General features: G+C 51.1%; 24 protein-coding genes. 23 read left to right on the forward strand and 1 reads right to left on the reverse strand.

Annotation, left to right across the window (positions count from 1 at the left end):
* The first annotated feature begins 74 nt into the window (after positions 1-74).
* From HPT30_RS18830 to HPT30_RS18930, 21 genes are all read left to right on the forward strand, one after another.
* Positions 75-1,562 (forward strand): UDP-N-acetylmuramoyl-L-alanyl-D-glutamate--2,6-diaminopimelate ligase, encoded by a 1,488-nt coding sequence (locus tag HPT30_RS18830; protein ID WP_175372877.1) that lies wholly within the window; start codon positions 75-77, stop codon positions 1,560-1,562.
* Complete coding sequence (locus tag HPT30_RS18835; protein ID WP_175372878.1) at positions 1,559-2,962, forward strand: UDP-N-acetylmuramoyl-tripeptide--D-alanyl-D-alanine ligase; 1,404 nt, start codon at positions 1,559-1,561, stop codon at positions 2,960-2,962. The genes HPT30_RS18830 and HPT30_RS18835 overlap by 4 nt, the downstream gene beginning before the upstream one ends.
* Positions 2,963-2,983: 21 nt before the next feature.
* Positions 2,984-3,949: a phospho-N-acetylmuramoyl-pentapeptide-transferase gene (gene mraY, locus HPT30_RS18840; protein ID WP_175372879.1), complete on the forward strand. Its 966-nt coding sequence runs from the start codon at positions 2,984-2,986 to the stop codon at positions 3,947-3,949.
* Between the two features lie 3 nt (positions 3,950-3,952).
* Positions 3,953-5,374, forward strand: a complete 1,422-nt coding sequence (murD, locus tag HPT30_RS18845; protein WP_175372880.1) for a UDP-N-acetylmuramoyl-L-alanine--D-glutamate ligase — start codon at positions 3,953-3,955, stop codon at positions 5,372-5,374.
* A 48-nt stretch (positions 5,375-5,422) separates the two neighbouring features.
* A complete protein-coding gene (gene spoVE, locus HPT30_RS18850; protein ID WP_175372881.1) occupies positions 5,423-6,520 on the forward strand; it encodes a stage V sporulation protein E in 1,098 nt (365 codons plus the stop codon).
* Between the two features lie 5 nt (positions 6,521-6,525).
* Complete coding sequence (gene murG / locus HPT30_RS18855) at positions 6,526-7,638, forward strand: undecaprenyldiphospho-muramoylpentapeptide beta-N-acetylglucosaminyltransferase (RefSeq protein ID WP_175372882.1); 1,113 nt, start codon at positions 6,526-6,528, stop codon at positions 7,636-7,638.
* A 257-nt stretch (positions 7,639-7,895) separates the two neighbouring features.
* Positions 7,896-9,179 (forward strand): UDP-N-acetylglucosamine 1-carboxyvinyltransferase, encoded by a 1,284-nt coding sequence (gene murA, locus HPT30_RS18860; protein ID WP_175372883.1) that lies wholly within the window; start codon positions 7,896-7,898, stop codon positions 9,177-9,179.
* Positions 9,180-9,245: 66 nt separating this feature from the next.
* Positions 9,246-9,995 (forward strand): cell division protein FtsQ/DivIB, encoded by a 750-nt coding sequence (locus HPT30_RS18865; RefSeq protein ID WP_175372884.1) that lies wholly within the window; start codon positions 9,246-9,248, stop codon positions 9,993-9,995.
* A 347-nt stretch (positions 9,996-10,342) separates the two neighbouring features.
* Complete coding sequence (ftsA, locus tag HPT30_RS18870) at positions 10,343-11,605, forward strand: cell division protein FtsA (RefSeq protein WP_175372885.1); 1,263 nt, start codon at positions 10,343-10,345, stop codon at positions 11,603-11,605.
* Positions 11,606-11,668: 63 nt separating this feature from the next.
* Positions 11,669-12,790: a cell division protein FtsZ gene (gene ftsZ / locus HPT30_RS18875; RefSeq protein WP_175372886.1), complete on the forward strand. Its 1,122-nt coding sequence runs from the start codon at positions 11,669-11,671 to the stop codon at positions 12,788-12,790.
* A 112-nt stretch (positions 12,791-12,902) separates the two neighbouring features.
* Positions 12,903-13,790, forward strand: a complete 888-nt coding sequence (locus HPT30_RS18880) for an Rpn family recombination-promoting nuclease/putative transposase (protein ID WP_175372887.1) — start codon at positions 12,903-12,905, stop codon at positions 13,788-13,790.
* Positions 13,791-14,048: 258 nt separating this feature from the next.
* Positions 14,049-14,999 (forward strand): sigma-E processing peptidase SpoIIGA, encoded by a 951-nt coding sequence (spoIIGA, locus tag HPT30_RS18885; RefSeq protein ID WP_175372888.1) that lies wholly within the window; start codon positions 14,049-14,051, stop codon positions 14,997-14,999.
* An 82-nt stretch (positions 15,000-15,081) separates the two neighbouring features.
* Positions 15,082-15,801: an RNA polymerase sporulation sigma factor SigE gene (gene sigE / locus HPT30_RS18890; protein WP_066364125.1), complete on the forward strand. Its 720-nt coding sequence runs from the start codon at positions 15,082-15,084 to the stop codon at positions 15,799-15,801.
* Between the two features lie 78 nt (positions 15,802-15,879).
* On the forward strand, positions 15,880-16,662 hold the full coding sequence (gene sigG / locus HPT30_RS18895; protein ID WP_066364124.1) for an RNA polymerase sporulation sigma factor SigG: 783 nt from the start codon (positions 15,880-15,882) through the stop codon (positions 16,660-16,662).
* A 278-nt stretch (positions 16,663-16,940) separates the two neighbouring features.
* On the forward strand, positions 16,941-17,285 hold the full coding sequence (locus HPT30_RS18900; protein WP_175372889.1) for a YlmC/YmxH family sporulation protein: 345 nt from the start codon (positions 16,941-16,943) through the stop codon (positions 17,283-17,285).
* Positions 17,286-17,419: 134 nt separating this feature from the next.
* Positions 17,420-18,271: a peptidoglycan editing factor PgeF gene (gene pgeF, locus HPT30_RS18905; protein WP_175372890.1), complete on the forward strand. Its 852-nt coding sequence runs from the start codon at positions 17,420-17,422 to the stop codon at positions 18,269-18,271.
* Between the two features lie 3 nt (positions 18,272-18,274).
* Positions 18,275-18,970 carry a YggS family pyridoxal phosphate-dependent enzyme gene (locus HPT30_RS18910; protein WP_175372891.1) on the forward strand — a complete coding sequence of 232 codons (696 nt, stop codon included), beginning with the start codon at positions 18,275-18,277 and terminating at the stop codon, positions 18,968-18,970.
* A 3-nt stretch (positions 18,971-18,973) separates the two neighbouring features.
* Positions 18,974-19,423, forward strand: a complete 450-nt coding sequence (locus tag HPT30_RS18915) for a cell division protein SepF (RefSeq protein WP_066364116.1) — start codon at positions 18,974-18,976, stop codon at positions 19,421-19,423.
* Positions 19,424-19,430: 7 nt separating this feature from the next.
* On the forward strand, positions 19,431-19,700 hold the full coding sequence (locus tag HPT30_RS18920; protein WP_139084608.1) for a YggT family protein: 270 nt from the start codon (positions 19,431-19,433) through the stop codon (positions 19,698-19,700).
* A gap of 6 nt (positions 19,701-19,706) precedes the next feature.
* Entirely contained in the window at positions 19,707-20,489 is a 783-nt protein-coding gene (locus HPT30_RS18925) for a YlmH family RNA-binding protein (protein WP_175372940.1), read from the forward strand.
* A 222-nt stretch (positions 20,490-20,711) separates the two neighbouring features.
* Complete coding sequence (locus HPT30_RS18930; RefSeq protein ID WP_066364112.1) at positions 20,712-21,197, forward strand: DivIVA domain-containing protein; 486 nt, start codon at positions 20,712-20,714, stop codon at positions 21,195-21,197.
* A 404-nt stretch (positions 21,198-21,601) separates the two neighbouring features.
* On the opposite strand, the gene HPT30_RS18935 is transcribed toward HPT30_RS18930, so the two are convergent.
* Complete coding sequence (locus HPT30_RS18935) at positions 21,602-22,024, reverse strand: hypothetical protein (protein ID WP_175372892.1); 423 nt, start codon at positions 22,022-22,024, stop codon at positions 21,602-21,604.
* A 403-nt stretch (positions 22,025-22,427) separates the two neighbouring features.
* On the opposite strand from HPT30_RS18935, the gene ileS reads away from it, so the two are divergent.
* Both ileS and HPT30_RS18945 read left to right on the forward strand, forming a co-directional pair.
* The gene (gene ileS / locus HPT30_RS18940; protein ID WP_175372893.1) at positions 22,428-25,520 is read left to right on the forward strand and encodes an isoleucine--tRNA ligase; all 3,093 of its coding nucleotides are present in this window, start codon (positions 22,428-22,430) and stop codon (positions 25,518-25,520) included.
* Positions 25,521-25,842: 322 nt separating this feature from the next.
* Complete coding sequence (locus tag HPT30_RS18945; protein ID WP_175372941.1) at positions 25,843-26,145, forward strand: DUF5665 domain-containing protein; 303 nt, start codon at positions 25,843-25,845, stop codon at positions 26,143-26,145.
* Positions 26,146-26,200 lie beyond the last annotated feature (55 nt).

Raw genomic sequence — 26,200 nt, forward strand, 5'->3', positions numbered from 1 at the left:
GTCAGTATCAAATATGCATTCCAAGAGGTATACTACTGTATCTCTTATCCGAAAATGTAGAGTGAGGGATTACTATGAAAGTTAACGAATTTGCATCCTGTCTGGCCGTATCGCAGCTATACGGGGCAGGAGATATTGAGATCAAGAATCTGCAGACCGATTCCCGCCGGGTACAGCCCGGCGACTTGTTCATCTGTCTGCCGGGCCACACTGTAGACGGGCATGAGTACGCCTCACAGGCAGTGGCGAACGGGGCTGCTGCTATTGTGGCGGAACGAAGACTTGACCTTGATGTGCCGCAAATCGTAGTAGGCGACAGCCGTTTTGCGATGTCTGTACTGTCTAATGCCTTTTTTGGTTCCCCGAGCAGCCGCATGCGGATGATCGGTATCACGGGCACTAACGGTAAAACTACGACAACCTATCTTATCGAGCGGATCATGGAAGATCATCAGGTGAAGACAGGACTCATTGGAACCATTCAAATGCGCTACGATGGTCAAAGCTATCCGATGTCCGGCACCACGCCTGAATCACTGGAGCTTCAGCGCTCACTGAGCGATATGGCGAGCAAAGGCGTGCAATTATGCGTCATGGAAGTGTCCTCGCATGCGTTGGAACAAGGGCGTGTGAAAGGAACAGATTTCCGCACAGCGATATTTACAAATTTAACCCAGGACCATTTGGATTATCATCATACAATGGAGGAGTACCGGGCAGCCAAGGGGTTATTCTTCTCCCGCCTGGGCAATGTCATCTCCCCTTGGAAGGAAGAGCGCAAATACGCGGTGCTGAATGCAGATGATGGGGCCAGCGCTTATTTTGCTTCCCAGACGGCTGCGGAAGTCATTACATACGGCATTGACAATGAGGCCAATGTCCGTGCTTCTCAAATCTCAATCACCGCAAAAGGAACATTTTTCCATGTTGACACGTTTAAAGGGAAGACGGACATTTCGCTGCGAATGGTCGGCAAGTTCAATGTGTATAATGCGTTGGCTGCCATTACGGCCGCTCTTTTGGAGGATGTGCCGCTAGAGGAGATCAAGGCTAGTCTGGAAGCTGTTCCCGGTGTGGCCGGGCGGGTAGAATCCGTGGACGAAGGCCAGGCGTTTGCGGTGATCGTAGATTATGCCCATACCCCGGATGGTCTGGAGAATGTACTGCGCGCTGTGCAGGAATTTGCGACGGGTAAAGTATTGACCGTATTCGGATGCGGCGGGGACAGAGACCGCACCAAACGTCCGCTGATGGGCAAGATTGCCGCCAAGTACAGTGATGCCATCCTTGTTACCTCTGACAATCCGCGCACCGAAGACCCATTGCTGATTCTGAAGGATATTGAAGCCGGATTGGTGGAGGACGGGGTTGCACGGGAACGCTACGAACTGATCGCAGACCGGAGAGAAGCTATCAGGAAAGCTATTGAAATGGCAAGCCCTGGCGATGTAGTATTGATTGCGGGGAAGGGTCATGAGACCTACCAATTGATCGGCGGAGTGGTTCACGATTTCGATGATCGCGTCGTCGCTAAAGAAGTGATAAGGGGCCGAAGCTATTGATTACTAGTACACTTAAAAATATCGCCGCCATGTGCGGGGGGCAACTCTTGGCCCCTGCTGCTGCCGATATAGAGGTTGCGGGAGTCGTTACGGATTCTCGCAAAATTGTGCCTGCCTGCTTGTTCGTTCCGCTGGTAGGCGAGAAGTTCGATGGACATGACTACGGTGCTGCATCGCTTGCAGCAGGGGCTGCTGGCACACTCTGGCAGCGTGATAGGGGACCTGCTCCCGAGGGTGGAGTCATTCTCGTTGAAGATACGCTCATAGCTCTTCAGAAGCTGTCCGCTTCTTATCTGGATATCGTGAAGCCTCAGGTCGTAGCCATTACGGGTAGTAACGGTAAAACAACGACCAAGGATATCGTTACTGCCTTGTTAGAGAGCCAATATAAAGTTCATAAGACACAAGGTAATTTCAACAATCATATCGGTTTACCGCTAACGATTCTGTCGATGGCATCCGATACCGAGGTTGCCATTCTGGAGATGGGCATGAGCGGTCGGGGAGAAATTGCTCTTCTGGCTTCACTGGCCCCGCCGGATATCGCCATCATTACCAACATTGGCGAGTCCCATCTGCTGCAGCTCGGCTCTCGTAAGGAAATCGCCCGGGCGAAGCTGGAAATTGCTGAAGGCTTGAAGCCTGGCGGTCTGCTTGTTTATAACGGGGATGAGCCACTGCTTGCGGAAGTGATGGGGGAACCGGGATTCCAGGCTCCGCAAGAGATGAGAACCTTCCGTTTCGGCCTGGCCGCAGACAATGATGATTATCCGACAGGCATGATGGCTCACAGTGCGGGAATGAGCTTCACTTCTCATCTCCATGCCGAGCGAGCCTTTACCCTGCCTTTGCCTGGCCGACATAATGTGGTGAATGCTTTGGCTGCACTGGCGGTTGCGCGTCACTTCGGCATTACGGAGGAGCATATCGAGCAGGGCCTCGGCGGACTCCGGCTGACAGGTATGAGAATTGAAGTGATCTCAGTGCCTTGCGGACTAACCCTGCTGAACGATGCCTACAACGCCAGTCCGACATCCATGCGGGCAGCGATTGATGTCATTCAAGCCATGAAGAGCAGTGGCAGCAAAATCGCCGTGCTAGGGGACATGCTGGAACTTGGGCCGGAGGAAGAACGGTATCACCGAGAAATTGGTAGCTACCTGAATGCCGAAGAGCTTGATTTTGTATTTACTTTTGGCCCTCTGTCTACACATATCGCAGAAGCTGCCACCAAGACATTCGGGCCGGACAGAGTATTCGCTTTTACCGATAAAGCGTCTCTGACAGAACTTCTGATCGCTAAAAGCACGCCAAAAGATATTGTGCTCTTCAAGGGCTCACGAGGCATGCGGCTGGAAGAAGTGCTGGGGTCACTGAATGCACATTATCAACAGACATAGAACATTGGAGGGGGTGTACCCATGGATTATCAATTATTGCTGCTTACTATCGCTGTTTCCTTTATCCTTGCGGTCATTGCCGCTCCGCTCTTCATTCCGCTGCTGCGCAGGATGAAATTCGGACAGCAGGTTCGTGACGACGGGCCTCAGAGTCATCTTAAAAAAGCGGGAACGCCTACAATGGGCGGGATCGTGATCATTGTGGCCTTTACCTTGTCTTTTCTTAAGTTTTCCGTAGTAAACTCAGATTTTTATGTCCTTCTTGTGGCTGCGCTCGGCTTCGGTCTGATCGGCTTTTTGGATGATTATATCAAAATCGTCTTCAAACGTTCCCTCGGACTAACAGCGCGCCAGAAGCTGATCGGACAGCTCCTCGTGGGAGCTGTAATGTGCTACCTGTTAATTTCCGCGGGACATAGCACCAGCATCAGTGTACCAGGAACGTCCTGGAGCTTTGATTGGGGTGGCTGGTTCTACTATCCGTTCGTCATCGTCATGATGATGGCCGTCACCAATGCCGTCAATTTTACCGATGGCGTAGATGGTCTGCTGTCTGGGGTTAGTGCAATTGCCCTTGCGGCTTACGCTGTTATTGCCATGCAGACGACTTCCATTGCGGCAGGCGTATGTGCTGCGGCGATGATCGGCGCTGTACTGGGCTTTCTGGTCTTTAACGCCCACCCGGCCAAGGTGTTCATGGGAGACACGGGGTCGTTCGGGATTGGCGGCGCCATTGGTGCCATAGCGATCGTCACGAAGAGTGAGCTGTTGTTCCTGATTATTGGCGGTGTATTTGTAGTGGAAATGCTATCCGTTGTATTGCAGGTAGCTTCCTTTAAAACCCGCGGCAAGCGTATTTTCAAAATGAGCCCAATCCATCACCACTTTGAACTCAGCGGCTGGTCGGAATGGCGGGTCGTCATCTCGTTCTGGGCGGTAAGTCTGGTGCTGGCGGCAGTAGGACTTTATATCAGCAAGGGGTTGTAGACTATGAAACATCCGGATTTGTATCGTGGAGAAGAGGTCGTCGTTCTAGGGCTTGCCAAGAGCGGCGTCCAGGTAGCCAAAGTGCTGCATGAGCGCGGCGCCGTGGTTACGGTCAATGATAAAAAGGAAAGAGAACAAAGTCCCGAAGCTTCCGAATTGGAAACTTTGGGAATTTCTGTTATATGCGGCGGGCATCCAGAAGGATTGATTCATCCTGGCATTAAGCTGGTGGTTAAGAATCCGGGTATTCCTTATTCCGTGCCTCCTGTTCAAAAAGCGCTGGAACTTGGCATAGAAGTAGTGACAGAGGTAGAAGTGGCCTACCGTCTCTGTGCCGCACCGATGATCGGTATCACCGGTTCCAACGGCAAGACGACGACAACGACCTGGGTGGGCCAGATGCTGGATGCGGCAGGCATGAAGCCGATCGTAGCCGGCAACATCGGCACACCGCTCTGTCAGGCGGCACAGGAGGCCACTGAGGGCAACTGGATGGTAGTTGAACTGAGCAGCTTCCAGCTCAAAGGAACGGAGTCTTTCCGCCCGAAGATTGGCTGTCTGCTAAACGTAGCCGAGACGCATCTGGATTATCACGGTGATATGAAGGATTATGTGGACTCCAAAGCGAAGATTTTCGCCAATCAACTGGATAGCGACACAGCAGTGCTGAACTGGGATGACCCCGTTTGTCGCGAACTGGTGCCTTATGTAAAAGCAGAACTGCTGCCTTTCTCTATGACAGAGGAGCTGGTGCAGGGCGTCTTTGTTAGCCCATCCTATGTACCTGATGTTGAAGACGATCTGGAGCGCGTCATTCTCTACCGGAATTCGGCGGGTCAGGAGATAGAGATCGCCCCGGTAGAGTCTATCAGTCTTCTAGGACGCTTCAATGTGGGGAATGCGCTGGCAGCCAGCGCTATTGCCATAGCGGCGGGGGCTGATCCAGCTGGACTGTCAGCGGTACTGAAGTCTTTCCGTGGTGTAGAGCACCGTTTGGAGTACGTTGCAGATAAAAACGGAGCTGCTTATTATAACAATTCCAAGGCTACGAATTCCAAAGCGACTATGATGGCACTGACATCTCTCCGTAGACCGGTAGTGTTGATTGCTGGGGGACTAGACCGCGGGTCTGATTATCTTGAACTGCTGCCTGTCCTGAGCGGCCGTGTTAAGGGACTTGTGGCGCTGGGAGAGACGAAGGACAAGCTGGTGAACGTGGCGAAGCTGGCAGGATTAAACGCGGTGGTCTCCGTCGATAATGGGGAGAGCGCCGCCGCCGTGCTGGAGCAGGCCGTGCGGGAGGCTTCCGCTCTGGCGGAAGAAGGAGACATCGTTCTCCTGTCCCCTGCATGTGCAAGCTGGGACATGTTCACATCCTATGAAGAGCGCGGGCGTATTTTTAAAGAGGCGGTGCATAACCTTTAAGTAGGGGGGCGGATAAGCCCCTACTACGGAAGCAGAGGTGTGCTCCTCATGAACAAATCCCGTCATGCGCCGGATATCTGGCTGCTGATCCCTATTCTTGCCCTGCTGGTTATCGGCATGGTGATGGTATACAGCGCCGGATCCGTCTTGGGCTTTCGCAATTATGGAGACTCGTTTTATTTTGTCAAAAGGCAGCTGTTGTTCGCGGGTCTGGGCCTGGTGGTCATGTTCTTTACCGCCAATACGGATTATCGCGTTCTGAAGAAGTTCGCCAAGCCGCTCTTGATCGTTTGTTTTGTATTACTGGTGATTGTGTTGATCCCTGGAATCGGGGTCGTGCGCGGCGGGGCGCGCAGTTGGCTGGGTATCAGCTCCTTCGGTATTCAGCCCTCGGAGTTCATGAAGATGGGCATGATCCTGTTCCTGGCCAATTGGCTGGGGCGCGATGATTATGATATTTCCACCTTCACCCGTGGACTGCTGCCTCCGCTCGCACTGATTGGCACGGCCTTTGGTCTGATTATGCTTCAGCCTGACCTTGGGACGGGCACCGTCATGTTTGGTGCCGCATTGATGATGGTCTTCACAGCCGGCGCCCGAATGAAGCACCTTGTATCGCTTGGTATTGCGGGCCTGGCCGGATTTGCCGGGCTGATCGCTACGGCACCGTACCGTCTGCAACGGATTACGGCGTTCCTGGACCCTTGGTCCGATCCGCTCGGCGCAGGCTATCAGATTATCCAATCGCTGTACGCCATCGGTCCTGGCGGACTTGGGGGTATGGGACTTGGAATGAGCCGCCAGAAGTATAGTTATGTGCCGGAACCACAGACTGATTTTATTTTTTCTATATTGGCCGAGGAACTGGGCTTTATCGGGGGCTTGGCGGTGCTGACCTTGTTCCTGATTCTGATCTGGCGCGGGATGAGGGTGGCGATGAGCCTGCCTGACCGCTTCGGGAGCTACTTAGCTGTAGGCATCGTCTGTATGGTGGCTGTGCAGGTCGTCATCAACATCGGTGTAGTTATCGGCCTGATGCCGGTAACGGGCATTACGCTTCCGCTGATCAGCTATGGCGGGTCCTCGTTAACTCTCATGCTCACGGCACTCGGCATTCTACTGAATTTATCCCGTTATGCGAGGTGAAAGGCATGCGTATTGTATTAAGTGGCGGCGGTACGGGTGGACATATCTATCCGGCCGTAGCTGTCGCAAGGCAACTGGAAGCAGAGGACGACCAGGCTGCTTTTCTGTATATTGGCGGCACGCGCGGCCTGGAGAGCAAATTGGTTCCCCAGGAGAACATTCCATTCAAATCTATTGATATTACCGGCTTCCGCCGCAAGCTGTCTCTGGATAACGTTAAGACCGTTATACGTTTTCTGAAGGGAGTCAGGGCCTCTAAAGAGATGCTCAAAGAGTTCAAGCCGGATGTAGTGATCGGGACGGGCGGTTATGTCTGCGGTCCTGTCGTGTATGCCGCATCAAGGCTGGGCATCCCAACCCTGATTCATGAGCAGAATGCCATTCCTGGTCTGACTAACCGCTTCCTGAGCCGTTACGCAGATACAGTGGCTGTCAGCTTTGAAGGCACGGAATCCGCATTTCCTGGTGGTAAACGGGTCATTTATACCGGCAACCCGCGGGCTACTACAGTAACCACGGCAAGCGCACAGCGTGGGTATGCATCGCTTGGTATTCCCGAAGACAGCACAGTTGTGCTGGTGGTCGGCGGCAGCCGGGGAGCGAAGGCCATCAATGATGCGATGATTGACATGGCCCCTTTTGTGGGTAAGGGTAATGGAGTTCATTACGTTTATGTGACTGGCGAGCCTTATTTTGAAGAGACCCGCAAAGCGCTGCGGCAAAAATTGGGGAGCCTCCCCAACTGGCTGCATGTGCTTCCTTATATTCACAATATGCCGGAAGTACTGGCGTGCACGTCGCTGATCGTCAACCGTGCGGGCGCATCATTTCTTTCGGAGATTACGGCTTTGGGCATTCCTTCTGTACTTATACCTTCTCCTAATGTAACGAACAATCACCAGGAAGCCAACGCCAGACAGTTGGAGCGGGAAGGCGCCGCCGTGGTAGTGTTGGAGAAGGAACTGAACGGGCAGGCACTGCATGAAGCCATTGCGAAGATTATCGGAGATGAAGGTGTTCGCCGTAAAATGTCTGACTCCTCGCTGCGTCTGGGCAAAAGAGATTCTGCCGCGCTGGTCGTCAGTGAGCTGTACAAACTCGTCGGCAAGCAAAAGTAATTCCTCAGCGGCTATAGTACAGGCCGCACGACAGCGGGAAATAGGTCTTGATTTAGGGCAGCGGTGGCGGAAAATGCCTTATTGGCAGCCACAGTCACACACCCGAGGGATTGAACATAGGATAATCCTATAATCGTGACAATCACCCAGACACTTCCGGTATTGAAATGCGCAGGCGGGCGTTCCTGTTCATTTCACGAAGGCCCTGGTACCGGAAGTGTTTGTGGTGGGTGAGCGGTAATCTCGGAGGTGATACATTGGACAAATTGGTGATTGAGGGTGGGAGTCCCCTGTCCGGCACCATTCGGATCCATGGAGCAAAAAATGCGGCGCTGCCGATCCTGGCGGCAAGTCTGCTGGCCGAAGGAGTTCACTCACTGCATAATGTGCCGAAGCTGCTGGACACCGTGACCATGCTGGATATTTTGGACCGGCTGGGCTGCAAAAGTGTGCATGAAGAGGAGAGGGTGACAATTGACACATCCTCCGTGACTACTTCTCATGTTCCAGAGGATTTAATGCGGCAGATGAGGTCCTCGATCTTTCTGATGGGTCCGCTCCTCGCAAGGTTTGGTGAGGTGAAGATCTATCAGCCCGGTGGCTGTGCTATCGGTGAACGCAAGATTGATCTTCATTTGCAGGGGCTAAAGGCGCTCGGTGCGGTGATCGAGGAAAGTAGTGGCCAAATCTCCTGCAGGGCAGAAAAGCTTACGGGAAGTGATATTCACCTAGACTACCCAAGCGTAGGGGCTACAGAGAATATTATGATGGCTGCGGCTACGGCGGAAGGCACCACAACGATAACCGGTGCGGCCAGGGAACCGGAGATACAGGATCTTCAACATTTTTTGAACAAGATGGGGGCTCAGATCATGGGTGCAGGAACTGATACCATCACAATTCAAGGTGTGAAGAAGCTTTATCCCTGTACGTACGAGGTCATTCCGGACCGGATTGTAGCTGGAACCGTAATGATTGCAGCGGCGGCAACACGGGGGAACGTTACGTTGACGCATACCAACGCAGGGCATTTGACCTCGCTCATTCATGTGCTCAAGCGCGCCGGTGTTCAAATTACAGTCTGCAATGATATAATTAATGTCAGCTGTATGGGGCGTCCGCGGGGGGTAGAACGAATAGTGACTTCTCCATATCCTTCGTTTCCGACGGACCTCCAGTCTCAGGTGATGGTGCTGCTGTCGCTAGCCGACGGTTTTAGTGTGATCAAAGAAACCGTGTTTGAGGGTCGATTCAAGCATGTGGAGGAAATGGCCCGTATGGGTGCGGATATTTCTATTGACCTGAACCGGGCGTTCATTCGCGGTGTGCAGAGGCTCTACGGAGCTACTGTGGAGGCAACAGACCTGCGGGCGGGGGCAGCGCTTGTGATTGCCGGCCTTGCCGCCAACGGGACGACCATTGTCGAGCAGGCGCATCATATTGACCGGGGCTATGACGGTATTGAGAAGTTGTTTCAGAAACTGGGTGCCCGTATTAGCCGCAAGGTACCTGTTCCGGGACCGATTGATTTGGCCAATTAAAGCTCCCTGTCTCCTTCGGAAGAATTGCCCGGGAAGGAGACAGGGCCTTACTACGGAGAAATGAGAATGTCTAAAACCACTGTGCCTCTCTTGAAAGAGGACAAGCCCAAAAAGAAAATGAGCCGCAAGGTTACCTTTATTCTAATCCTGCTGTTCACCGCGCTGCTCGCTGTGATTTTTTTTCGTTCGTCTGCCAGCCGGATTACAGAGATAGATTTTGAGGGAAGTAAGTATTCGACACAAGAAGAATTGTTAGCCCAAAGCGGTTTGCAGACCGGAGGACAGTTCTTTGCTGTCTCCAAGAGCGCTGTGGAGGAATCTCTGATGAAGCTGGATACAGTGCAAAAAGCAACGGTGGATAAAAAGTTCCCAGGTGTAATCTCCATACACATTGAGGAGTACCCGGCGGTGGCTTATGAGCTGGATCAGGATGGCAGCCTCAAGGCCATTCTCTCTAGCGGAGCAGCTGTCAAGGTAAATGAGACCGGAATTGCCGTCGAGAAGCCTATTTTGACCAATTGGAATCCATCCGATCCGTTTAAGGCAAAGCTCTCGCAGGTACTGGCTGGGATTCCTAATGAGCTGACGAGCGATATTTCTGAAATTGTACCTTCGCCGACGCTGTCTTTTCCAGACAGAATCAAGCTGTACACCCGCTCCAAATTCGAGGTGATTACGGCGATTTCGCTGCTAAAGAACAAGGTGGGCTATCTTAATCAGGTCATAGAAACGGAGCAACCCGGATTGATCACGATGCTGGAGGCGGATTCCTACGTTCCATTCCAACCGGAAGACGCAGAAACAGAGGGGAAATAGGTACACAAGAGTAAATAGTCCCTACTAATAGATTTAAAAAAATGCTAAAATAGATTTTATGGGTTATGAGCTCCATCCCTCTTTTTTCTCCGGATTTTTTTGGAATCTGAGCATATTTATGGATATATTTTCACTCTTTTGCTTATATTTCTTGTGTGAAATGGTCTGCTTTTTGCTTTTTAGCAGAGTCATTTGCTTCTGGGATAGCTGTATTATTATTCCACTCAAAAAATTTGTAGAAAAAAGAGGGAAAGGATTAGGTATGTTGAATATGTACAGAAGATGTTTCCCGAGAACGGGAAAGGCTTTGCAATTTACTTTGATTATAACAGGAGGTGCCATAGGGCTTGAGCAACAATGACATCATTGTTAGTTTGGACATCGGTACATCCAAAGTTCGGGCGATCATTGGTGAAGTTACCAATGGAACCTTTAATATTATTGGCGTTGGATCTGCTGATTCGGAAGGAATACGCAAAGGTGCGATTGTAGATATCGACCAGACTGTGCAATCAATCAGAAGCGCTGTAGAACATGCAGAGCAGATGGTTGGTATTCAAATATCCGAGGTCTATGTCGGGATTACCGGCAACCATATCGGCCTGCAATCCAGCCACGGTGTTGTGGCCGTTCAGAATGAAGACCGTGAGATCGGTGAAGACGATATTGATCGCGTGATCAAGGCAGCAGAGGTGCTCGCCTTGCCTCCAGAACGCGAAGTGATCGATGTTGTCGCCAAGCAATATATCGTCGATGGCCTCGAGGGCATTCAGGACCCGCGCGGGATGATAGGCGTCCGTCTGGAAGTTGACGCGACCATTATCACTGGTGCGAAGACGCCAATACATAATTTGCTGCGCTGCGTAGAGAAATCAGGATTGAAAGTTAAGGATCTTGTACTGATGTCTCTTGGCGCTGGTGGATTGGCGCTCTCTAAAGACGAGAAGTCGATGGGATCGGTCTTGGTCGATATCGGAGCAGGATCAACTACAATTGCCGTATATGAAGAGGGTTCCCTCACTGCAACCTCTACGATTCCGATCGGAGGGGAATTTGTAACCAATGATATTGCCTATGGACTTCGGACACTGACCGATCAGGCGGAGAAGGTGAAGCTGAAGTACGGCTGCGCCTGGATCGACGATGCGGCTTCGGATGTGGTCTTCAAAGTGCTGCGTATTGGCAGCAACGTGGAGAAGGAGTTCAACCAGGAGGATCTGGCGGCGATTATTGAACCGCGAGTCCAGGAAATTTTCCATCTAATCCGCAAGGAAGTGAAGCGCCTGGGTTACAGTGAGCTTCCCGGAGGTTATATACTATCGGGCGGCACTGTTTCTATGCCAGGTGTGTTAAAGGTTGCTCAAGCAGAGCTGGCGGCATCTGTACGTATAGCTGTACCCGATTATATCGGTGTGCGCGACCCCGGATTTACCGGTGGTGTCGGCATTCTGCATAATGTGGTCCGCAGATTCCGTGGACGCAGTACCGGCGGAAGCGGCAACAAGAAGACGGCGGCCCGCACGAAGCAGAGTGCCGCACCCAACCAGGATACCGCTCGGAAGCCTGGATTGGTAGAACGTCTGAAGAACATGTTCAGCGAGTTTATATAACTGTAAGACCAGATATACTTGGACCGGGCATCCAAGCACTTTTCTAGGGGGAGATGGAACAATATGTTGGAATTTGATTTTGAAATGGAGAGCTTGGCGCAAATAAAAGTCATTGGCGTGGGTGGCGGCGGAAGCAATGCGGTCAACCGGATGATCGAAAATGGCGTTCAAGGCGTTGAGTTCATTACCGTTAACACGGATGCCCAGGCGCTGCATATGGCCAAATCGGAGCATAAGCTGCAAATTGGGGATAAATTGACTCGTGGACTTGGTGCAGGAGCCAATCCAGAGGTCGGCAAAAAAGCGGCTGAGGAATCCCGTGATTTGATCTCAAATACGCTTAAGGGTGCAGACATGGTATTTGTTACCGCAGGAATGGGCGGCGGCACAGGAACAGGAGCAGCACCGGTAATTGCTGAAATTGCAAGAGAGTGTGGAGCATTGACTGTAGGCGTGGTGACACGCCCGTTTACCTTTGAAGGCAGAAAGCGTTCGAATCAAGCTGATCTTGGTATTGAAGCTTTGAAAGAAAAGGTTGATACCTTAATCGTTATCCCGAATGACCGACTTCTCGAAATCGTCGACAAGAAGACCCCGATGCTTGAAGCTTTCCGCGAAGCGGACAACGTATTGCGCCAAGCAGTACAGGGTATCTCGGATTTGATTCAGGTTCCCGGCTTAATCAACCTTGACTTTGCAGACGTGAAGACGATCATGACTGAACGTGGTTCAGCACTGATGGGTATTGGTATCGCCAACGGTGAGAACCGTGCTGCGGAAGCTGCACGCAAAGCGATTATGAGCCCGCTCCTGGAGACGTCTATTGAAGGCGCACGCGGAGTTATCATGAATATTACCGGTGGCTCTAACCTTTCGCTTTATGAGGTTAATGAAGCGGCGGAAATCGTCACTGAGGCATCGGACCCGGAAGTAAATATGATCTTTGGTGCGATTATCGAAGAGAGTATGAAGGATGAGATCAAAGTTACGGTTATCGCGACTGGCTTTGAACATAAGCCTTCTTCTATGGCTCCTGGTCGTCGTCCGGCAGCTCCGAGTACGAGTACCGAGCCTGCAGCGGCGGATAAGAATGCTAATTTGCGTCCGTTCGGCAATCAGAATACTTCTGATCAGCTCGATATTCCAACGTTCCTCCGGAACCGTACACGTGGCAATAATGACTAAATAGATTTTAATGAGATATACGGAAGCACCGTATTGCTTTAGCTGACAGCTAGGGGCAATGCGGTGTTTTTTTATTGTGCCTGCTGTTATAATAACAATAACGGGAGATGACATGATGGAACTGCTCGATCCCCGGGTGGATTTTGTATTTAAACGGATTTTTGCCAGTAACAACAATAAAGATGTGTTATTGGCCTTTCTTAACAGGATTTTCGCCGAGGCGGGAGAACCTGCCCTGGATGAAGTGGTACTGCTGAATCCATATACGGATAAGGATGATCCGCTGGACAAGCAATCTATCTTCGATATATGGGCCAAGACCGTAGATGGCAGAATGATTGATATTGAGATGCAGCTGTTTAACAAATATGATATTGAAAAACGAACGCTTTATTACTGGAGCAAACGGTATTCCGGACAGCTTCAGGAAAGCGGCAAATATAGAGATCTTAAAAAGTGTGTGACGATCAACATCTTGAATTATAGCTTGTTGCCTGGCGAGCAGTATCATAGTGTTTTTCATTTGCGTGAGGATAATAGCGGCATAGCGCTCACCCAGGATATAGAGATACACTTTCTGGAGCTGCCGAACCTGAAATTGTCCTCACCTCCCGAGCAAGAAGGTTTAGTGAACTGGCTGTTATTTCTCAAGGGTATAGACCAATCTCACTGGGAGGTGCTGAGCATGAATGAACCGGTCATGAAGAAGGCCATGGATACATTGCAGTTTTTAAGTCAGGATTCGGAGGCCCGCCGAATTTATGAAGCCCGCCAAAAATATTTGCATGATGAAGCTTCTCTTCGTGATGCAGCTGAGAATGGCTGGGAAAGAGGTTTGCAAAAGGGCATGCAAGAAGGTTTGAAAGAAGGTTTACATGAAGGACAACTAAAGGCTAAGCTGGAAATCGCCAAGAAACTGTTGGCAATGGGGTTAAACCGGGCAGAAATTCGCGAAGCTACCGGACTGAGTGACGAGGAGATTGAATCTAGTAACCCTTAACATTTAAAGTATTACAAATGCCGCGTAAGCAGACGCTTATGATTTAATATAATAATTAGCTTAGGACCAGCCGGATACGGCTGGTCTTTTTATGCTGCAATGATGGTAGTAGTTCTATAACTCGACAAAAAAACCGCAAGAATGCCCCCCAAGTTTAGACAGACTTTGAATACGAGACTTTCTATACTAATCATATCGTCCAAAAAAGAGAGCCTGCTCTATTGTCCGTTTCGGGAATAGATTGCAGTCTGTAGGCAGGTGAATGTCCTGGTAGTTTATATTGACTTGATATTCGCCGCCAATTTGCTGATTGACGGAGTGCTGCTCTGGCTGACGGGCTGGCTGGTCAAGCTCAAAGTATCTTGGTGGAGGCTTGTACTATCTGCTGTGGTTGGAGCACTGTATGTGGTTATGATGTTTGTACCGGAGCTGACCTTCCTGTATACCTTCCTTATCAAGTTCGGATTGTCAGTGATTATGCTGTGGATTGCCTTTGGGTTCGGGAGCCTTCAGCGCTATCTGCGGACGATGGGCGCTTTTTATATCATCAATTTTGCGGCGGCAGGAGGAATTGTTGGCATTCACTATCTATTGCAGAGCTCAGGTGATATCTGGAATGGCATCATGTTCACGGCGGCAGGCGGGCATGCCTACAGGCTAAAAATCGGCATTTGGTTCGTTATTGCACTTCTGCCGTTGGTGCTGCTCTGCTTCAAGGCGGTACACACGTCTAGGATTAAGCGTGAACAGCTAGAGTCTTATATCGGCGAGGTGACTGTCGAAATTGATGGTGTAACCGTTACCTGCCTTGGCCTCCTGGATACAGGCAACAGACTAAGTGATCCGTTGACTCGTATTCCAGTCATGGTCATGGAGTCGTCGCTCTGGGAGACGCAGCTTCCAGCATCTTGGAAGGGGAGGCTGACACAGAGTAGTGCGGACCATCTTTTACTGGAGACGGACGGGCAGTCCTTTGCTTGGCAAGACAGAATTCGGCTTGTTCCTTACCGGGGAGTGAACCGAAGTGCATCGTTTATGCTCGCCCTGAAGCCTGACCTTGTGACCATAAGGCTAGATGCAGATACCTTTTGCAGTAAGCGGGTGCTAATCGGGCTGGATGGCGGGACACTTTCGGGAGACGGAGCGTACCGGGCTGTGATTCATCCCGATCTGGTTGTGCGGGAAAGCGCCGAGGCGGTGCCTTCCTAATATGGGCATACGACTGACAGACACGTACGTTTCTCAAGGCCATTCTATTACGAGCCAGGCACATCTTGAAGGAGGAACAAGAATGATCAAATGGAAGATTTCGCTGCAGCTACAATATTACCGCATGCTTTTTCTGCTTGGACTGAAAAGCCAGGAAATTTATTATATTGGCGGGAGCGAAGCTCTGCCACCCCCGTTAACGCGCGAGGAGGAAGAGTTTCTGCTGCAGCGGCTGTCTAGCGGTGATGCGGCTGTACGTGCGATGCTGATTGAGCGCAACCTGCGGCTTGTCGTCTACATTGCCCGCAAATTCGAGAACACTGGGATCAACATTGAGGATCTCGTCTCCATCGGGGCGATCGGACTGATTAAGGCAGTTAATACCTTTGACCCGGAGAAAAAGATCAAACTTGCAACCTACGCTTCGCGTTGTATTGAGAATGAGATTCTGATGTATCTGCGGCGCAACAGCAAAACACGCAGCGAGGTCTCCTTCGATGAGCCGCTGAATATTGATTGGGACGGTAATGAACTGCTGCTGTCCGATGTACTGGGAACCGAGAATGATACGATTTACCGGAACATTGAAGAACAGGTGGACCGCAAGCTGCTGCAGAAGGCGCTGGAGAAGCTGAGTGAGCGGGAGCGGCTGATAATGGAGCTGAGATTCGGGCTGCGCGGCGGCGAGGAGAAGACACAAAAAGATGTGGCTGATCTGCTGGGCATCTCCCAATCCTACATCTCGCGTCTGGAAAAAAGAATTATCAAGCGACTGCGTAAGGAGTTCAACAAGATGGTCTGAGGTGAGATCATCAAGGAATAAAATGCCGGACCGGGGAGATAATGTACAGTAATGTTTCTCCTTGGGAGGTTAATCATCATGACCCGTAATAAAGTCGAGATTTGCGGTGTGGACACATCCAAATTGCCCGTTCTAACGAACGTTGAAATGCGTGAATTGTTCACTTCGCTGCAGCAACAGGGGGAGCGATCCGCCAGAGAGAAATTGGTCAACGGCAACCTGAGGTTGGTCCTGAGTGTAATTCAGCGGTTCAACAACCGGGGGGAATTCGTGGACGACCTGTTCCAGGTGGGGTGCATCGGGCTTATGAAAGCCATCGACAATTTTGACTTATCGCAAAATGTTAAGTTCTCCACATATGCGGTTCCCATGATCATCGGTGAGATTCGCAGATACTTGCGCGATAACAATCCGATTCGTGTCTCCAGATCGCTGCGGGATATTGCCTACAAGGCGCTGCAGGTTCGCGACAGTCTGACCAACCAGAACTCGCGGGAACCGACGATTTTCGAAATTTCGCAAGCCCTTGGCGTACCTAAAGAGGATGTTGTCTTTGCCCTAGATGCCATTCAGGATCCAGTGTCCTTGTTCGAGCCGATCTATCATGACGGCGGGGATCCGATTTATGTCATGGACCAGATCAGTGATGACAAGAATAAGGATGTCTCATGGATTGAGGAAATTGCCTTGCGGGAAGCTATGCGGAAGCTAGGTGGCCGGGAGAAGCGAATTCTATCCATGCGCTTTTTTGAAGGGAAGACTCAGATGGAAGTCGCTGATGAAATCGGCATTTCACAGGCCCAAGTCTCACGTCTGGAGAAATCCGCAATTCAGCAAATGCAGAAGCATGTTAAATCGTAATTATTGGCTTCACTAAAAATGGGATGTCCCTTCGGCCGAATTCAAGGCTTGGGGACATCCCATTTTCTATGTGCATTTCTAATCTAGAACTATCCTATGAACGCACAGGCAGTCTCGACTTGGAGTATTCCATGAAATGCTCCATCTCACCGACAAAGCTGCATAGTGCTTCCAAATTATATTTGTCCGAGGGAGGGAGAATAGGGACGAAATAGACATGTTGCCAAGCTTAGGGATCATATATTGGACTATAGGTCTGATGGTACAGGGGTGATGAAATGAATCAGGAAACTATAGGAGCGGGCAAAAAAATGAAGATCTCTGATTTTCAGACTAAGGATGTCATCAATATCGTAGACGGTAAGCGACTGGGACAGATCAGTGACTTGGAGCTGGATCTCCGGCGGGGTGTTATTGATGCTATTGTGGTTCCCGGGTATACCCGGTTCATGGGGTTGTTCGGCGGTGGTGCAGACCTGATCATTCCCTGGAGGAATATTGTGAAGATTGGATCGGATGTTGTCCTCGTGAAAATTGAAGAGAACCGGATGCCCCAGGCTGAGGAAGAACGGCAGACGATGTATTTGGAGCGGGGAGACCGGAGTGAACGGCGCATGTATTAATGATGCGTCTTTTTCTTTGGATCTTCTCTTACAATCTAGGTCAAAATGCCTGGATTTTCAGAATTCGCCCTGAATCAAAGGCATTTCTTTGTGGGGAGTTTTGCCCTGTGTTACACTAAGGCGGAGGTGAGGAAATGGAACCGTTTGTACGGAGCGGGAAGGCTCCTATGCTACTGCGGCTGGAACCGTGGGCTGAGGAGCATCCGGAAATAACTGCGGGATTTACTGGCAGAGAGGGTGGGGCCGGTACGGCACCCTATGATAGTTTTAACTGTGCATTCCATGTCGGGGATGATCCCGACAATGTTATGAATAACCGGACAATGCTGGTCGATAGTCTGGGATTTGCCCTGGAGGACTGGACCTGTGGTGAGCAAACGCATGGTGCTACAGTAGCTGTTGTTACAGAGAATGACCGTGGACGGGGGCGTCTGGATCGGGCCTCTGCTTTTCAGGCTACAGATGCAATGATCACCAACATTCCTGGTGTACTGCTGACTTCATTCTATGCGGATTGTGTGCCGCTGTATTTCTATGATCCCATCAATTGTGCCGTAGGTCTTGCTCATGCAGGCTGGAAAGGGACTGTAGCGGAAATTGCTGCTGCCGTTGTTCAGGCTATGGAGCAAGCATATGGGAGTCGTCCGGAGGATATTCGTGCCGCCATCGGCCCTTCGATTGGTGATTGCTGTTATGAAGTCGACGATTATGTGATGAATCATATCCGGCGTCTGGAAGCAGAGTGTGGGGAGTCACCAGGGCAAGATGAAGTGCTGTATAGTCCTTCTGCTGCAGATAGCAGTAAATGTATGCTGAACTTGAAAGAAATGAATCGACGCATTATGATAAAAGCAGGAATATTGCCGACTCATATCGAATGTACATCATGGTGTACAAGCTGTAATACAGATATTTTCTTTTCATACCGTGCGGAAAATGGGATTACAGGCAGAATGACGAGCTGGATCGGAATAAAGGAGAGTTGAAAGTTGGCTTTAACACTACAGGAGAGAATAGCCGAGGTAGAAGAGCGCATAGCACGTGCCTGCGCAACGAGCGGACGAGACCGCAAGGACGTCAAGGTAATCGCTGTTACAAAATACGTTTCCTTGGAAACGGTATCGGCTGTGCTGGAAGCAGGGCTGGAGCATATCGCCGAGAGCCGCTGGCAGAATGCTGAGCATAAGTGGTTGGTCTTGGGAGAGAAGGGGACCTGGCATTTCATCGGTCACTTGCAAACGAATAAGGTTAAGGATGTTATCGGTAAATTTCAATATATACACTCCCTGGACCGTATTTCGCTGGCCCGGGAGCTGCAGCGAAAGGCCGAGAGCATCGGACAGAAGGTCAATGTTTTTCTGCAGGTTAACATCTCGGGTGAGGATACGAAATTTGGTTTGTCACCTGCAGATGTGCCGGGATTTTTGCAGGAAATCGCTGATCTTGACCGCGTTAACGTGATCGGACTGATGACCATGGCACCTTATGAGATGGAGCCTGAACTGACTCGCCCTGTCTTCCGTGGACTTCGAGAATTGCGTGATGAGCTGAATCGGCAGGGACTGACACCGGAGCCGATTACGGAATTGTCGATGGGAATGTCAAATGATTTTGAAGTGGCGATAGAGGAAGGAGCTACCTGGGTTCGCTTGGGTACGGTGTTGGTAGGTCACAAGGAGGGATAGGTGATGGGTGTTATGAACCGTTTTATGAGTTTTTTTGGCTTGCAGGAGGAAGAGGAGATTGTGGAGCGGGAGCAGATTTCTTCACGTGAGGAAGATGAGTACGAGCCAACCCCTGTAGAAACCCGCAAGAATCAGCGGACCAACAACGTCGTCAGCATCCACTCACAGAAAAATGTCAAGGTTGTGCTGTATGAACCGCGTTCCTATGAGGAGGCGCAGGAAATTGCCGATCATCTCCGGGCACACCGGACCGTTGTAATTAACCTGCAACGGGTGCGCAATGACCAGGCTATGCGAATTATTGATTTTCTAAGCGGAACTGTTTATGCCCTGGGTGGAGGAATATCCAAAATCGGGGGCAATATATTTATGTGCACTCCGGATACGGTTGAAATTCAAGGCTCCATCACCGAGATCCTTGGCGACGAACAAGACTATAACAGAATGAGGTGAACGGGCTTTGTACCAAGAAGTAAGCTCCATTATTGATATCCTGTTTAATATTTACTTCTACATGATTTTTATCTATATCCTGATGTCCTGGGTTCCTAGTGTCCGTGAGAACTTTATTGGGGAACTGCTGGCAAAGCTGGTTGAACCGTATTTGTCACCGTTCCGCAAGATTATTCCGCCACTTTTCGGAATGCTGGATATCTCGCCGATCGTTGCGTTGTTTGTACTCAGATGGGCGGTTTACGGCCTCAAATCTTTGCTGAGTTATGTTCTGTAACCTATGTTGAAGACAGAAATTTACGGGCATTTTCATCCCGACGAGCGGCAGTTTGTGGACAGGGCCTGGGACTGGGTGACGGCTGCGGGGGAATATCATGAGAGTAAACTGACTGATTTCCTCGATCCGCGCCAAGGCCATATTCTGCATAGTCTGGTGAACCGCCATCCTGATGTCATAGTCAGATTGGAAGGTGGCCATGAAGGTGCAGAGCGGTGCAGAGCCCTGATTGCTCCAGATTACCGCGAGCTGGATGGCGAAGACATGGAAATGAAAGTGTTAGCGATTACCTCCGGGGAGCAGAAATTTCTGGCTCTGGAGCATGGGGATTATATGGGCGCCATTCTGGGCCTTGGAATCAAACGAAGCAAAATCGGTGATATTCATGTGCTTGCAGATGGTTGTCATGTCGTAGTAACGGCAGATATCGCCGATTACCTCACCATGAATCTGCATGGCGTGCATAAGGTTAATGTCAGCACTGAAATCTTGCCGCTTTCCTCGCTGCGTTGCAGTGAGACCAAGCTTGAAATGATGGATTTGACTGTGGCCTCCCTGCGGCTTGACGGCATTGCTGCGGATGTGACCCGTCTTAGCCGGAGCAAAATTCTTGCGCCGATCAAAAGTGGACGGGTACGGGTGAACTGGAAGGTGGAGGAGGATCCGTCCACCGCACTCAAGGAAGGCGATGTGGTATCTCTGCAAGGCTTTGGTCGTTTCAAGGTGCTGGAAGTGGGCGGCTTAACGAAAAAAGGCCGATACCGGGTTCAGGTTGGCAAATTTGTGTGAATCCCTTTGCAGGAATCCCGCTTTCCTTGTCGAAAATGATTAACTCGTGGGAAACAAACGAATTTGAAGCTGGACGCCGATAGTGTAGAAGAGGCGGACCCTAGCCGGCAGTGAGTATGAAACAGCAACTTCTGCCTAATACTTGAGTTACAATCTTGCTTCTTTGTCCGCTGCACGGCTGCAGAGGCCAGGAAGGTCCGAAATTTCTAGGAGGTGCACAGCATGCCATTAACGCCGCTCGATATACATAACAAGGAGTTTTCCCGGCGGCTCCGCGGTTATGACGAAGATGAGGTCAATGAGTTTCTGGACCAGGTCATCAAGGATTACGAAAGCGTCATTCGTGAGAACAAGGAACTGCAAAATCAGCTCCTGGCCCTTCAGGAGCGTCTGGACCACTTTGTGAACATCGAGGAGACATTGTCCAAGACGATCATCATTGCTCAGGAAGCAGCTGATGAAGTGAAGAACAACTCCAAGAAGGAATCGCAGCTGATTATCAAGGAAGCGGAGAAGAACGCTGACCGTATCATTAACGAAGCTTTATCCAAATCCCGCAGAATTTCGATTGAGACTGAAGAGCTGCGTAAGCAGGCCTCTATTTACCGGACTCGATTCCGGACGCTGCTTGAAGCCCAGCTGGAGCTGCTCTCTCAGGATGACTGGAATGCACTTGAGAGTCGTGAGGTTACCGAGAACGCATTTTAGGTGTGTTCTGTCCGGTTGACATTTATGCTCAAAGAGGCTATAACTAGAACATATCTTCAACCATGATTATATGTAATTCGATGAAGGGCCAAGTACGACAAGAATCTGTCCCCCAGAGAGTCGGTGATTGCTGAAAGCCGATGTTCAGACCCTGCCGGAAAATCTCCCCTTAGAAGCGACGCTGAAGCGCATTCTTGCGTGTGTAAGCCGAGCCGTCTGCCGGACGTTATACCGGACCCGCGTTATATTTACTTGCGCGGAGCTGAGATTGTGCCTGAATACTCTCCCTCTAAGGAGGTGCTCACGCACTGAATTAGGGTGGTATCGCGAGCGTCGTCTCGCCCCTTGGGGGGCGGGATGGCGCTTCTTTTGTTGTTTCCATCCCCCTAGTGCGTGCTATCCCCCTAAATCCCCCTTTCTAAGGGGGACCCCAAGGGCCGCAGCCCTCTGGACACCCGCAAGTAAATCTCGACGGGAGAAGGTTGGTTAGCGGACAGATGGTTTGGTTCGGCGTGGGAGCGGCCCTTCTTAGGCTCCCCTGGCGGGTTCGCCTGCGGGGCCTCCGCTGCGCTAGCCCCAAGCCCTTGCCCGAGCCCGCGATCCTCCGCAGGAGGCAGCCCAAGGCTCGGAAGCCAGCGACGGGCGAAGCGTCGCAAGCACTCCGCTTTGCCCCCGAGCCTGCGATCCTCCGTAGGAGGCAGCCTAGGCTCGGAAGCCAGCGACGGGCGAAGCGTCGCAAGGTAGTCCGCTTTGCCCCCGAGCCCGCGATCCTCCGTAGGAGGCAGCCCAGGCTCGGAAGCCAGCGACGGGCGAAGCGTCGCAAGCACTCCGTTTTGCCCCCGAGCCTGCGATCCTCCGCAGGAGGCAGCCTAAGGCTCGGAAGCCAGCGACGGGCGAAGCGACGCAAGGCAGTCCGCTTTGCCCCCGAGCCCGCGATCCTCCGTAGGAGGCAGCCCAGGCTCGGAAGCCAGCGACGGGCGAAGCGTCGCAAGCAAGTCCAAAGTCTTTAAAAGCCGAGGCCGCGCAGGCGAACCCGAAGGGGAGCCTAAGAAGGGCCGGTCCTAGCGCCAACGTATCAGTTACTATTCCACCACTGCCACTCCCACCTCGAGCTCTGCTTCCGGGTGTCCAGAGGGCGGCGCCCTCTGGGGCCCTCCCTTGGCGAAGGGAGGGTTTGGGAGGGATCGAAAAAGGTTTTAAGATCAAAACCAAGGAAGGATTTGACCCTAAATGCAAAAAGTAGACGTCAGAGAAAAAGCGCGGGCTAGAGACGTCCGCATCTTGAAGAAATGGAGCGACGAAAATACGTTCCGCAGATCGATGGAGAACCGCGAAGGCCGCAAGAACTATGTGTTCTATGAAGGACCTCCTACAGCGAATGGTGCACCCCATATCGGGCACGTGCTGGGACGCGTAATCAAGGACTTTATCGGCCGTTACCAGACGATGAAGGGCTACCGCGTTGTTCGTAAAGCGGGCTGGGATACACACGGCCTGCCGGTTGAGCTGGGTGTTCAGAAGCAGCTCGGAATCTCCGGGAAACAGGAGATCGAAGAATACGGTGTAGAGAAATTTATCGAGAAATGTAAAGCGAGTGTCTTTGGATACGAGAAGCAATGGCGAGAGTTTACGGAAGCTATCGGTTACTGGACGGATCTGGATAACCCGTACATCACCCTGAACAATACGTACATTGAGAGTGTTTGGAACATCTTGGCGACAGTGCATGAGAAGGGCCTTCTATACCGTGGGCACCGAGTTAGTCCGTACTGTCCGAGCTGCCAAACGACACTGAGCTCCCACGAAGTTGCACAAGGCTACAAGACGGTCAAAGACCTCAGTGCTACCGCCAAGTTCAAGCTGGATGACAGCGGGGAATATGTACTGGCTTGGACGACAACCCCTTGGACACTGCCGGCGCATATGGCGTTGGCGATGAACCCGGACATGGATTATGTGCGGGTACAGCAAGAGGATGGAGTATACATTCTGGCGAAGAATCTGGTGGATGATGTGATGAAGGGTGAGCATACGATCCTTTCCACGCATAAAGGTTCCGACTTTATCGGCAAAACCTATGCGCCTCCATTCAGCTATATTCAGGCTGAGAAGCACAATGTCATTGTTGGCGCCTCTTTCGTTACAGATGCCAGCGGTACAGGGATTGTACACATGGCTCCGGCGCATGGTGAGGATGACTACAAGACTTGCCGCGAGAACGGCATCAGCTTTGTGAATGTGGTCGATGCTTCTGGTAAATATACGGACTTGATTGCTGATTTTGCCGGACGATTCGTGAAGGATTGCGATCTGGACATCGTGAAGACGTTGTCGGAGAAAGGTCTGCTCTACAGCAAGGAAAAATATGAGCACAGTTATCCGTTCTGCTGGCGCTGTGATACCCCGCTTCTGTACTATGCGACAGACAGCTGGTTCATCAGCACGACAGAGATCAAGGATCAACTCATTGCCAACAACAACGGTGTGAGCTGGTACCCTGAACACGTGCGTGATGGACGTTTTGGTAAATTCCTGGAGGAACTGGTGGACTGGAACATCAGCCGTAACCGTTATTGGGGAACACCGCTGAATGTATGGGTTTGTCAGGATACCGGCAAAGAGTTCGCACCGCACAGCATTGCTGAGATGAGAGCGATGGCCGTGGACGAAGTACCAGAGGATATCGAGCTGCACAAGCCGTTCGTGGACAACATCAAGCTGCGCAGTCCGTTCAGCGAGGGTGGAGTGATGGTACGTACATCGGAAGTTATCGACGTTTGGTTCGATAGCGGATCGATGCCATTTGCGCAAAGCCACTATCCATTTGAAAATGCTGACGCGTTAGATGACCAATTCCCGGCGGATATGATCTGTGAAGGAATTGACCAGACTCGTGGCTGGTTCTACAGCCTGCTGGCAGTTTCCACGTTGTTCAAGGGCGTAGCGCCTTACAAAGCGGTTATTGCTACTGGTCATATCCTTGATGAAAATGGCCAAAAAATGTCCAAATCCAAGGGCAACGTCATTGACCCATGGGAAATCATGAACGAATACGGCACCGATGCTTTCCGTTGGGCGATCCTGTCCGACAGCGCACCATGGAACAATAAACGCTTCTCCCGTGGTCTGGTCGGTGAGACCAAATCCAAAATCGTGGATACACTGGTCAACACGCATGCGTTCCTGACCTTGTATGCTGGCATTGACGGTTATGATCCGGCGGATCATCCGTTCAAAGTATCCGAACATAAGCTGGACCGCTGGATTCTTTCCCGTATGAACAGCCTGATCCTCTTAGTAGATAAAGGGCTGGCCGTGAACGATTTCGTCAATACGTCAAAAGCGATTGAGAACTTCATCGACGAGCTCAGCAACTGGTACATCCGTCGTTCCCGTGACCGTTTCTGGGGCAGCGGCTTGGGCGAGGAAAAGCTGGATGCTTACCGTACGCTGACTCATGTACTGTTGACCACAGCACAGCTGATGGCGCCGTTCACACCAATGCTGTCGGAGGATATCTTCACAAACCTGGGTGGCGGCGAGAGCGTACACTTGGCGGATTATCCGGTAGCTGACGAAAGCCTGATCGACAAAGAGCTGGAGCAGGATATGGAAAGTGCTCGAGGCATCGTAGAGCTTGCACGTAACGTGCGTAACGAGACGGGCATTAAGAACCGCCAGCCGTTGTCCGAGCTGATTGTTTCGATTGATCGCAGCTTCCACGTGGCCGACTATGAAGAAATCATCAAGGATGAGATCAACATCAAGAACATTGTGGTGGAGACCAGCGATAGCGGCTTTGTTGATTTTACCTTGAAGATGAATCTGAAGGTTGCTGGTAAAAAATACGGCAAAAATATCGGCTTCCTGCAAGGCTTCCTGAAGAGCCTGGATAGTGAGGCTACACGCAAAGCCGTACAGGACGGAGTAATCGCCATCGTTTCTCCGGAAGGGGAAGAGCTGCAAATCACCGCCGATGAGCTGCTGGTGGAGAAGCAGGCCAAGCCTGGCTTTGCCTCTGCATCTGGCTATGGTATCACTGTAGCGCTGAATACCGAGATCACGCCTGAACTGGTGCAAGAAGGCTGGGTGCGGGAGATCGTACGGGCGGTGCAGGATTACCGCAAACGTCTGGATCTGCCGATCGATAAGCGCATTGCACTGACACTGGATCTTGACGACGAACTGAAGGCGGCGGTTACTGCATTTGAGCATGTGCTACGTGAGAACGTCCTGGTTACCACTGTTGAATTAGGCGGGGCACAATCCTTTGAGACCGTGGAAGCCGGAGGCAAATCTATCGGTATTCACATCGGTGCTTAAAAATGTATCACTTGTCCGTTAATGGCATATACTAGCGTCACAAGCATAGATGAACAGTCTTCGGGCCGTCCGTCTATGCATGAAATATAGTTCCTTATATTTCGGCGCAAAATAACGAGCCCGTGCTAAAGGAAAGATATTTCCTTTGCCGGGCTCGTCTGTTTTGAGACGCCAGGAACATGGGAAGGGACGGGTGACAGTGACGGAACGAAAGGAAGACAGCAAAGGTTCTGGGCCTAGAGGGAGAATCTCTATCAAGACCTCGGACAAGAAAAAGGGGCACAAGGAAACTCCAGCCTGGGATTCCCGAAATCCCGAGGAGATTCCGCTGGAGGAGAAGCTAAATCTCGTCTATCGGATGACTTTCGAACTGGCACAGCAGATGGAGAAGTCTCGGATTGCCCAGTATACAGAGCTTCTCTATTCTCCTTGGCGCTTAATCTGGTTGAATGTGCTCTCGGGAACGTCACGTGGAGTTGGAATTGCAGTGGGCTTCACGTTTTTTGCGGCAACGATTATTTATGTCCTTCAAGTGCTCGGGGCGCTTAATCTGCCGATTATCGGGGATTATATTGCGGATATCGTGCGGATTGTACAACATCAACTGGAACTGAAGACTTTTTAAAAGCCGGGGCCTCTGCGCTGCTCCAAGCGCCTGCTTTGATCGGCTTTCTAAAGCT

Source organism: Paenibacillus agri, assembly GCF_013359945.1.
In the GTDB taxonomy this organism is placed as follows: Bacteria; Bacillota; Bacilli; order Paenibacillales; family Paenibacillaceae; genus Paenibacillus_AQ; species Paenibacillus_AQ agri.

Bases quoted from the DNA above. Each gene is read 5' to 3' on its own strand.
- sigE (WP_066364125.1), top strand. From the start codon at position 15,082: ATGATCAAATGGAAGATTTCGCTGCAGCTACAATATTACCGCATGCTT.
- sigG (WP_066364124.1), top strand. From the start codon at position 15,880: ATGACCCGTAATAAAGTCGAGATTTGCGGTGTGGACACATCCAAATTG.
- HPT30_RS18900 (WP_175372889.1), top strand. From the start codon at position 16,941: ATGAATCAGGAAACTATAGGAGCGGGCAAAAAAATGAAGATCTCTGAT.
- HPT30_RS18865 (WP_175372884.1), top strand. From the start codon at position 9,246: ATGTCTAAAACCACTGTGCCTCTCTTGAAAGAGGACAAGCCCAAAAAG.
- ftsZ (WP_175372886.1), top strand. From the start codon at position 11,669: ATGTTGGAATTTGATTTTGAAATGGAGAGCTTGGCGCAAATAAAAGTC.
- mraY (WP_175372879.1), top strand. From the start codon at position 2,984: ATGGATTATCAATTATTGCTGCTTACTATCGCTGTTTCCTTTATCCTT.
- HPT30_RS18880 (WP_175372887.1), top strand. From the start codon at position 12,903: ATGATGGAACTGCTCGATCCCCGGGTGGATTTTGTATTTAAACGGATT.
- HPT30_RS18915 (WP_066364116.1), top strand. From the start codon at position 18,974: ATGGGTGTTATGAACCGTTTTATGAGTTTTTTTGGCTTGCAGGAGGAA.
- HPT30_RS18830 (WP_175372877.1), top strand. From the start codon at position 75: ATGAAAGTTAACGAATTTGCATCCTGTCTGGCCGTATCGCAGCTATAC.
- pgeF (WP_175372890.1), top strand. From the start codon at position 17,420: ATGGAACCGTTTGTACGGAGCGGGAAGGCTCCTATGCTACTGCGGCTG.
- ileS (WP_175372893.1), top strand. From the start codon at position 22,428: ATGCAAAAAGTAGACGTCAGAGAAAAAGCGCGGGCTAGAGACGTCCGC.
- HPT30_RS18930 (WP_066364112.1), top strand. From the start codon at position 20,712: ATGCCATTAACGCCGCTCGATATACATAACAAGGAGTTTTCCCGGCGG.
- murD (WP_175372880.1), top strand. From the start codon at position 3,953: ATGAAACATCCGGATTTGTATCGTGGAGAAGAGGTCGTCGTTCTAGGG.
- spoVE (WP_175372881.1), top strand. From the start codon at position 5,423: ATGAACAAATCCCGTCATGCGCCGGATATCTGGCTGCTGATCCCTATT.
- murG (WP_175372882.1), top strand. From the start codon at position 6,526: ATGCGTATTGTATTAAGTGGCGGCGGTACGGGTGGACATATCTATCCG.